Raw genomic sequence first — 6,877 nt, 5'->3', positions numbered from 1 at the left:
GCCGAGGAATGGAAACGACCGCCGCGCGAGTGGTTCGAGGCCAAGACCCAGTTCGCCGTCGTCTTCGGCGAAAGGTTCGTCGGCCAGTGACGAAACCGGCCTCGCGCACAGAATTCCTGACAGTCCCGTCTATGGTGATCCAAAGCCAGGTCTCCACGATCTTTCAAGGGTGGCGTACCGTTAGACTTTTTACGTTTTTGAGATCCAAGTTTGTAAGCCCGCGCCTGGCAGTGGGTTTCGTTTGCTCATCGGGGGCCGCCACTGGGACATCCTCGGTCACACCGACCCTGCGGGCCCAAGTCGTAAAGATCTTGTGTGCCGCCTCGACCGACTTTCGCCCATCGTACGCGGAACAGTATGTTTCACATGCCGCCGCGTGAAGGAGACCTCGCCTGTCGACCGGCCATTCCTCCAAGAATTCTATCGCATCCATCACACAACGATTCTTCGGAGAACGAAACCATCGTCCCTGACGAAAATCGCTTGTTCGAAAGTTCCGCTTTCCATGGGTGACCTCCCTTCTAACAGTGGAGCAGGAATGATGCCGAGCGGCTAAAGCCAATAGGCAAGGGGCCCGTCGAACGCCACAGCGGACCAGCACAGGAACGGACTCTATTGCCTACAGCTGCCTCCCTACGTCCTTCCGCTCCAACCAGTGAAAAGTGCACTCGCCACCGAGATATTGGAAGCACCCATTTCCAAATGAAGGAAGATGCCAACCGAGCGGCCAGCGCTCTTGGTGCGGCATTATTGGGTTTCCTTCGATCATGCTGGGGCAGGAGAAATCCGGATTGCTCGCGGTCTGGATTTTGCATTCGGGTGAACGGCGCTTCCGAAGGACGATCACGCTTTCCTCGCCAATAGCTTGGTCAAGTCAAGAAATGGGGTATAACCAGCGCATGAGTCAGTACAACTAGGATATCAGCAAGAAGACCGCCTGTGTGGTATACAGCCCGCCAACTGTGGGATTTCGTATCTCGCGCGCGGCTGACGACACGGTGACCGCAAGAGCTTTCAATACGGCGGAAGAAGCCGCCGCATTCAACCGCCAAATGGCACGATCACAGTTTCCAGAAGCTGGGCGTCTCCAACATTGCGCCTCCGTCCCTCGACGCGCCGCGCCAGGGGCATCACAGCCGGCGTGGACCTCAGCGTCTGCTCATGTTGGAACGGCATCGTCGCCTGTCGTGCTCCTGAGAAGATGTCGCTAGGGCGAATTGAGCCGCGGCGATGGCAAAGTACACTTCGACAATCCTTATCATCCTGCGGATCGTCCCCAGCCGTCGATCGACGCCGCCAGAGCCGGGGGACTGTCTGTTTTAAGTCTGTTCGTTCCCCGCTGCGCTGACGCTCGGAGAGACTTATATGATCATGCCCAAATTGCGTGACCGCAGAGTGGGCGTGTCAGACGGAAGGAACTGTCGAACAGGTTCGATGGAGAACGCCCACTTGGCAATGGAGATTGCCGTTGTCGTCCTTTAAAGAGCTGATGAGCTACCTTTTCAACGCCGAATGGTTGCCGCTTTCGCTCATGGCTTTTCATGCCCCTCATGGCATCAATAGTCTTGCTCATAATCAGCCTCGCCGCCTGGATCGTCGGCGACGCCTGGTCGAACAGGTCACACTAAGCCGGCTAACTCGGCGGCCCCTAAGTGCCATCGCATCGGACAGGTCATTCTTTGCGAAACACGTGACGATTGTGCAGAACCATCTCTCTCGCGGAGAATTGTTGGTGCATCTCCGCACCGGCACGGGTGGCGCTAGCCGCCATGGCCAGACGGACGTGAATTGGCAGTCATGACCCGGCACCCGGGTGCGCGCCGGCTAGGTGAAGATGCCGTCGGCCGCCTTCCATTCGGAAGGCCTTATCAAGCGATGATGGGCGACGCGCACGGAATGGAGGGCGCCTTGGAGTTCGCGCTCCCAATAATCCAGAAACCCTTTCAGGGTCGGGAATTCCGGTAGGAGATCGTATTCCTGCCAAACGTAGAGCTGCAACAGGCTTGGATGATCGGGGATATGGTAGTGGATCTCCGCGGTTGTGAGACCGTAGCCCTCCATCTGCAGCCGGAACTCCCTGCTGACCATGCTTCTCTCCTTCTCAAGTGCGTCGTTCAGGCGTCGAGGCTTTGCGGGCGTCCTTGGGCCCGCCGTTCCTTGAAGTCACAGCCAACCTCGCCACGACTATCGTCCAGGCGGCGAAGTGCATCCATGACGGCGTCAAACGTCACAGGCCTCGCGGCACCCGGTGGCTTTCGCAGCGCAGGCATGGATTCGACGGCACAGGCATCCGACGCCCATGAGGCAAGAATCGCGCGCTTTTCCTGAATGTCGAGCGTTCGGTCGCCCATCACCTCGTCGGGATGATTGAAGTGCCGCGCCGGGAACAGCAAGCGGTCAAGCGAAGGATCAGAGGTTTCAGGGGCGATCGAGGATATGTTTTTCGACGGTTCCATCGATGGTCTCCGCTTCGTAACAATCTCCTTGGCATCGTTGGTTGTTGCAGTGACCCCTTTCGGGACTCCAGCCGCAAAAAATTTCGTGGAGTTCGGGTCGAATTTCAAGACCAGAAAATCGCGCGCCTGGCGGAAATAGCTGTATGAATTCACGTCTCTAGCACTCTTGAATGCAGAGTGCCAAAAATTTTCCAGCGACCCCTTGAAACCCGAAAATACCAAAACTAGCTCGATACGCGCGCGATGCCTGAAAAAGGGTCGCGGCGCCCCGCACCGGCCCGATATTGCCGGTCCGGTGTCGAGGAACCTCAAAAATCTGTTTGTCCCGAAGGAGAACGATATGACGTTCCGTCCATTGCATGACCGTATCCTGGTCCGCCGCATCGAGGCCGAGGAGAAAAGCGCCGGCGGCATCATCATCCCCGACACTGCCAAGGAGAAGCCGCAGGAAGGCGAAGTCATCGCCGTCGGCCCGGGCGCTCGTGACGAAAGCGGCAAGCTTGTCGCCCTCGACGTAAAGGTCGGCGACTATATCCTGTTCGGCAAGTGGTCCGGCACGGAGATCAAGCTCAATGGCGAAGACCTGCTCATCATGAAGGAAAGCGATGTGATGGGCGTGCTCGAGCAGACCGCAACGGTCAAGAAAGCCGCCTGACCGGGCTTCGATCGAACCGCAACTCAGTCAATGAAAGCTGCCTATAGCAAGGAGTGATCCAATGGCTGCCAAGGAAGTCAAATTCCATTCCGACGCCCGTGAGCGCATGCTGCGCGGCGTCAACATCCTCGCCGACGCGGTGAAGGTGACACTCGGCCCGAAGGGCCGCAACGTCGTCATCGACAAGTCGTTCGGCGCCCCGCGCATCACCAAGGACGGCGTCACCGTCGCCAAGGAGATCGAACTCGAAGACAAGTTCGAGAACATGGGCGCGCAGATGGTGCGCGAGGTCGCTTCAAAGACCAGCGACATCGCCGGCGACGGCACCACGACGGCCACGGTGCTTGCCCAGGCGATCGTCAAGGAAGGTGCCAAGGCTGTTGCCTCGGGCATGAACCCGATGGATCTGAAACGCGGCATCGACAAGGCGGTGGAGGCAATTGTCCAGGAGTTGAAAATCAACGCCCGCAAGGTGACCAGGAATGACGAGATCGCCCAGGTCGGCACGATTTCGGCCAATGGCGATGCCGAGATCGGCCGCTTCCTGGCCGAAGCGATGCAAAAGGTCGGCAACGAAGGCGTCATCACTGTCGAGGAAGCAAAGACCGCCGAAACCGAACTGGAAGTCGTCGAAGGCATGCAGTTCGACCGTGGCTACCTCAGCCCCTATTTCATCACCAACCAGGACAAGATGCGCGTCGAGCTGGAAGAGCCCTATGTGCTGATCCATGAGAAGAAGCTCGGCAACCTGCAGGCGCTGCTTCCCGTGCTCGAGGCCGTGGTGCAGTCAGCCAAGCCGCTGCTGATCATCGCCGAGGATGTCGAGGGCGAGGCTCTGGCCACGCTGGTGGTCAACAAGCTGCGCGGAGGCCTGAAGGTTGCGGCCGTCAAGGCGCCGGGCTTCGGCGACCGCCGCAAGGCGATGCTGGAGGATATCGCCATCCTGACCGGCGGCACGGCCATCAGCGAAGATCTCGGCATCAAGCTTGAGAATGTCACGCTCAACATGCTGGGCCGCGCCAAGAAGGTGGTGATCGAGAAGGAGAACACCACCATCGTGGACGGCGCCGGCTCGAAGAGCGAGATCCAGGGCCGCGTCAGCCAGATCAAGGTGCAAATCGAGGAGACAACCTCGGACTACGACCGCGAGAAGCTGCAGGAGCGGCTGGCCAAGCTTGCGGGCGGCGTCGCCGTTATTCGTGTCGGCGGCTCGACCGAGGTCGAGGTCAAGGAGCGCAAGGACCGCGTCGACGATGCCATGCATGCGACACGCGCTGCGGTCGAGGAAGGCGTATTGCCAGGTGGCGGCGTGGCACTTCTTCGTGCGGCCAAGGCACTCGACAGCGTGCAGGCCGAGAATGAGGACCAGAAGCACGGTATCGAGATCGTGCGCCGCGCGATCGAGGCGCCCGTGCGCCAAATCGCCGAGAACGCCGGCGCGGAAGGCTCGATCATCGTCGGCAAACTGCGCGAGAAGCCGGAGTTCGGCTGGGGCTGGAACGCACAGACCAACGCGTTTGGCGACCTCTACAACGAGGGCGTCATCGATCCGGTGAAGGTGGTGCGGACCGCACTCCAGGATGCGGCATCGGTTGCCGGCCTGCTGGTGACCACCGAAGCGATGGTTGCCGAGAAGCCGAAAAAGGAAACCGCGGTTCCGGCAATGCCTGGCGGCGGCCTGGACTTCTGACGAGAGATGGCAGTGTCCGCGCCCACGGGGCGCGGACACTCGTGACAGATGGGTACAGCCATGAACATGATGAACTTAAACGTAGTCCCCCCGCCCTCACGAGGGGTCACCGATCTGAACTATGAAGCGGACCTGAAGGTTGCGCTCGACCCGGTGCTGGACGACTTGCTTGATAGAAGCGAGGCTGCAGGTTGGGACCGACGCAGAGCAGCATATACGATTATGTTTCTTGCCGCTCGCAAACTCACAGACACCAAACGAGCCCAGAAATCGCACCCTCAGCGAGCTGATGCCGCCGCGCCCGGGATGGCCCGGCGGTTCTGACAATCGAACTGGTGCACGCCGGCACGAATTGACGGATTGGACAATGGGGTCCGATCCATCAAGGCAGACCCGATAGCCAGCTGGCCGCGCCGAGAGGAGCTATCTACGTTTCGGGGCCGAAAAATGACTGTGCGATCGTCAAGTTACATCGGCGTGCTCGCCGCACTCTATTTCGCGCTAACTCCAATGCCGGCGTACCCGGCAGTAGCCGCGCCCGTCGTCAGCACCACCACCCAGCGACCGCTGCCGGACATCCTTGACTAGGTGACGCCTGCGGTGGTCAATATTGCCGTCACCTCGAATTCGCCTGGGCAGACCAACCCGCTCTACAACGATCCCTCTTCCGGCGCTATTTCAACATGCCTGAGGCGCAGCCCAGGCTGAGCGCCGGTTCCGGCGTTATCGTCGATGCCGACAAGGGTCTTATCCTGACCAATCATCACGTCGTCGCCGATGCCAGTGATATCTCGGTGACGCTCAAGGATCGTCGTCGTTTCAAAGCGGAGCTTGTCGGAAGCGATCAGGCGACCGACATCGCCGTGCTGAGGATCAAGGCGACCAGGCTCACGGCTCTTCCTTTCGGCAACTCCGATACACTTCGGGTGGGCGACTCTGTTGTAGCGATCGGCAATCCCTTCGGTCTTGGCCAGACAGTGACGTTAGGATTGTCAGCGCGCTCGGCCGCAGTGGCATCAACATCGAGGGCTATGAGGATTTCATCCAGACCGATGCCTCGACCAACCCGGGTAATTCGGGTGGGGCGCTCGTAACCACGGATGGCAAGCTGGTCGGCATCAATACCGCGATCATAGCGCCGGCCGGCGGTAATGTCGGCATCGGCTTCGCTGTCCCCATCGCCATGGTGTCATCGGTGATGAAACAGCTGATCGACCATGGCGAAGTGGGCGAGGCCGCATCGGCGTTGCTGTACAGGACCTCACGCCAGACCTCGCGGAGGCACTCAAACTCACCGACAGTTCGGGCGCCGTCGTCGGCAGCGTCGAAGACGGTTCTCCGGCCGCCCATGCCGGGTTGCAGGCCGGCGATGTGATCGTCAGCATCGATAACTACCCGATCTCCGGCTCAGCCGATCTGAGGAACCGCATCGGTCTGACACCGGTCGGATCGGATGTGGCCGTCGAATATCTGCGCGATGGCGCCCGCAAGAGCGTGACCATTCATATCGCGCCGGAGAACGCGGCAGCCGCCGCACCATCGCAGCCGGACCGTCTGGAAGGCGCCCAATTCCAGGACGCGGCGGGCAATGTGTTTGTCTCGCAAGTCGACGAAGGAAGCGCCGCGGCCCGAGCGGGCTTGCGCGCCGGCGACGTCATCGTCGCGATCAATCGGAAACCGGTTGCCTCAGTGGCCGAACTGAGAGCTGCGTTGCGCGAGGCAAGCGGGACGATTGCAATGGATCTGTTTCGCGGTGGAGCAAAGCTGTTTCTGGTGGTGCCTTCCTGAGGGCAGCGCGCCCGAAGGGGGCTGATCGCGTCCAAACGGCTTACGCCCATTATAGAGCAGCAGCAATTAACGGCAGCAGGTACTACGTGTCTTAGTGCCAGATCAACCGCCAGAGTCTGACCCGTGGGAGGGCAATGCAAAGTTGCCTATGCCGCGAATAGGCATAAGAAGCTCCGCATACTCACTTAACGCGCCGCGGAGCTACTACGATGAAGGCGAGCATGCACTTCATGCCTCCCTGCGGAGCAATCCAGATTGAACTGGATTTGTCCGCCTAGGGCCGGGGTT

At 59.9% G+C, this 6,877-nt stretch carries 5 protein-coding genes and 1 pseudogene; 3 read left to right on the top strand and 3 right to left on the bottom strand.

The window, feature by feature from the left end:
• Positions 1 to 163 precede the first annotated feature (163 nt).
• From EN818_RS29290 to EN818_RS29280, 3 genes are all read right to left on the bottom strand, one after another.
• Positions 164 to 433 carry a DUF982 domain-containing protein gene (locus EN818_RS29290; RefSeq protein WP_245454835.1) on the bottom strand — a complete coding sequence of 90 codons (270 nt, stop codon included), beginning with the start codon at positions 431 to 433 and terminating at the stop codon, positions 164 to 166.
• 1,391 nt (positions 434 to 1,824) lie between these two features.
• Positions 1,825 to 2,088: an usg protein gene (locus tag EN818_RS29285; RefSeq protein WP_135906150.1), complete on the bottom strand. Its 264-nt coding sequence runs from the start codon at positions 2,086 to 2,088 to the stop codon at positions 1,825 to 1,827.
• 26 nt (positions 2,089 to 2,114) lie between these two features.
• The gene (locus EN818_RS29280; protein WP_135906152.1) at positions 2,115 to 2,456 is read right to left on the bottom strand and encodes a hypothetical protein; all 342 of its coding nucleotides are present in this window, start codon (positions 2,454 to 2,456) and stop codon (positions 2,115 to 2,117) included.
• Between the two features lie 340 nt (positions 2,457 to 2,796).
• Here EN818_RS29280 and EN818_RS29275 point away from each other — a divergent pair, with 340 nt between their 5' ends.
• The 3 genes and pseudogenes from EN818_RS29275 (at position 2,797) to EN818_RS34515 (ending at position 6,589) form a co-directional block, all read left to right on the top strand.
• The gene (locus EN818_RS29275; protein WP_095809073.1) at positions 2,797 to 3,111 is read left to right on the top strand and encodes a co-chaperone GroES; all 315 of its coding nucleotides are present in this window, start codon (positions 2,797 to 2,799) and stop codon (positions 3,109 to 3,111) included.
• A gap of 61 nt (positions 3,112 to 3,172) precedes the next feature.
• Positions 3,173 to 4,801 carry a chaperonin GroEL gene (gene groL / locus EN818_RS29270; protein WP_135906149.1) on the top strand — a complete coding sequence of 543 codons (1,629 nt, stop codon included), beginning with the start codon at positions 3,173 to 3,175 and terminating at the stop codon, positions 4,799 to 4,801.
• A 447-nt stretch (positions 4,802 to 5,248) separates the two neighbouring features.
• Positions 5,249 to 6,589: pseudogene (locus EN818_RS34515) on the top strand (Do family serine endopeptidase).
• The last annotated feature ends 288 nt before the right edge of the window (positions 6,590 to 6,877 follow it).

The organism is Mesorhizobium sp. M3A.F.Ca.ET.175.01.1.1 (assembly GCF_004791945.1).
GTDB lineage: Bacteria > Pseudomonadota > Alphaproteobacteria > Rhizobiales > Rhizobiaceae > Mesorhizobium.
Note: the sequence above shows the minus strand (reverse complement) of the source record. Positions and strands in the feature narration are given on the sequence as shown.

What these genes read in the sequence shown, in the direction of transcription:
- EN818_RS29290 (WP_245454835.1), bottom strand. Translation starts at nt 433, where the DNA reads ATGGATGCGATAGAATTCTTGGAGGAATGGCCGGTCGACAGGCGAGGT.
- EN818_RS29285 (WP_135906150.1), bottom strand. Translation starts at nt 2,088, where the DNA reads ATGGTCAGCAGGGAGTTCCGGCTGCAGATGGAGGGCTACGGTCTCACA.
- EN818_RS29280 (WP_135906152.1), bottom strand. Translation starts at nt 2,456, where the DNA reads ATGGAACCGTCGAAAAACATATCCTCGATCGCCCCTGAAACCTCTGAT.
- EN818_RS29275 (WP_095809073.1), top strand. Translation starts at nt 2,797, where the DNA reads ATGACGTTCCGTCCATTGCATGACCGTATCCTGGTCCGCCGCATCGAG.
- groL (WP_135906149.1), top strand. Translation starts at nt 3,173, where the DNA reads ATGGCTGCCAAGGAAGTCAAATTCCATTCCGACGCCCGTGAGCGCATG.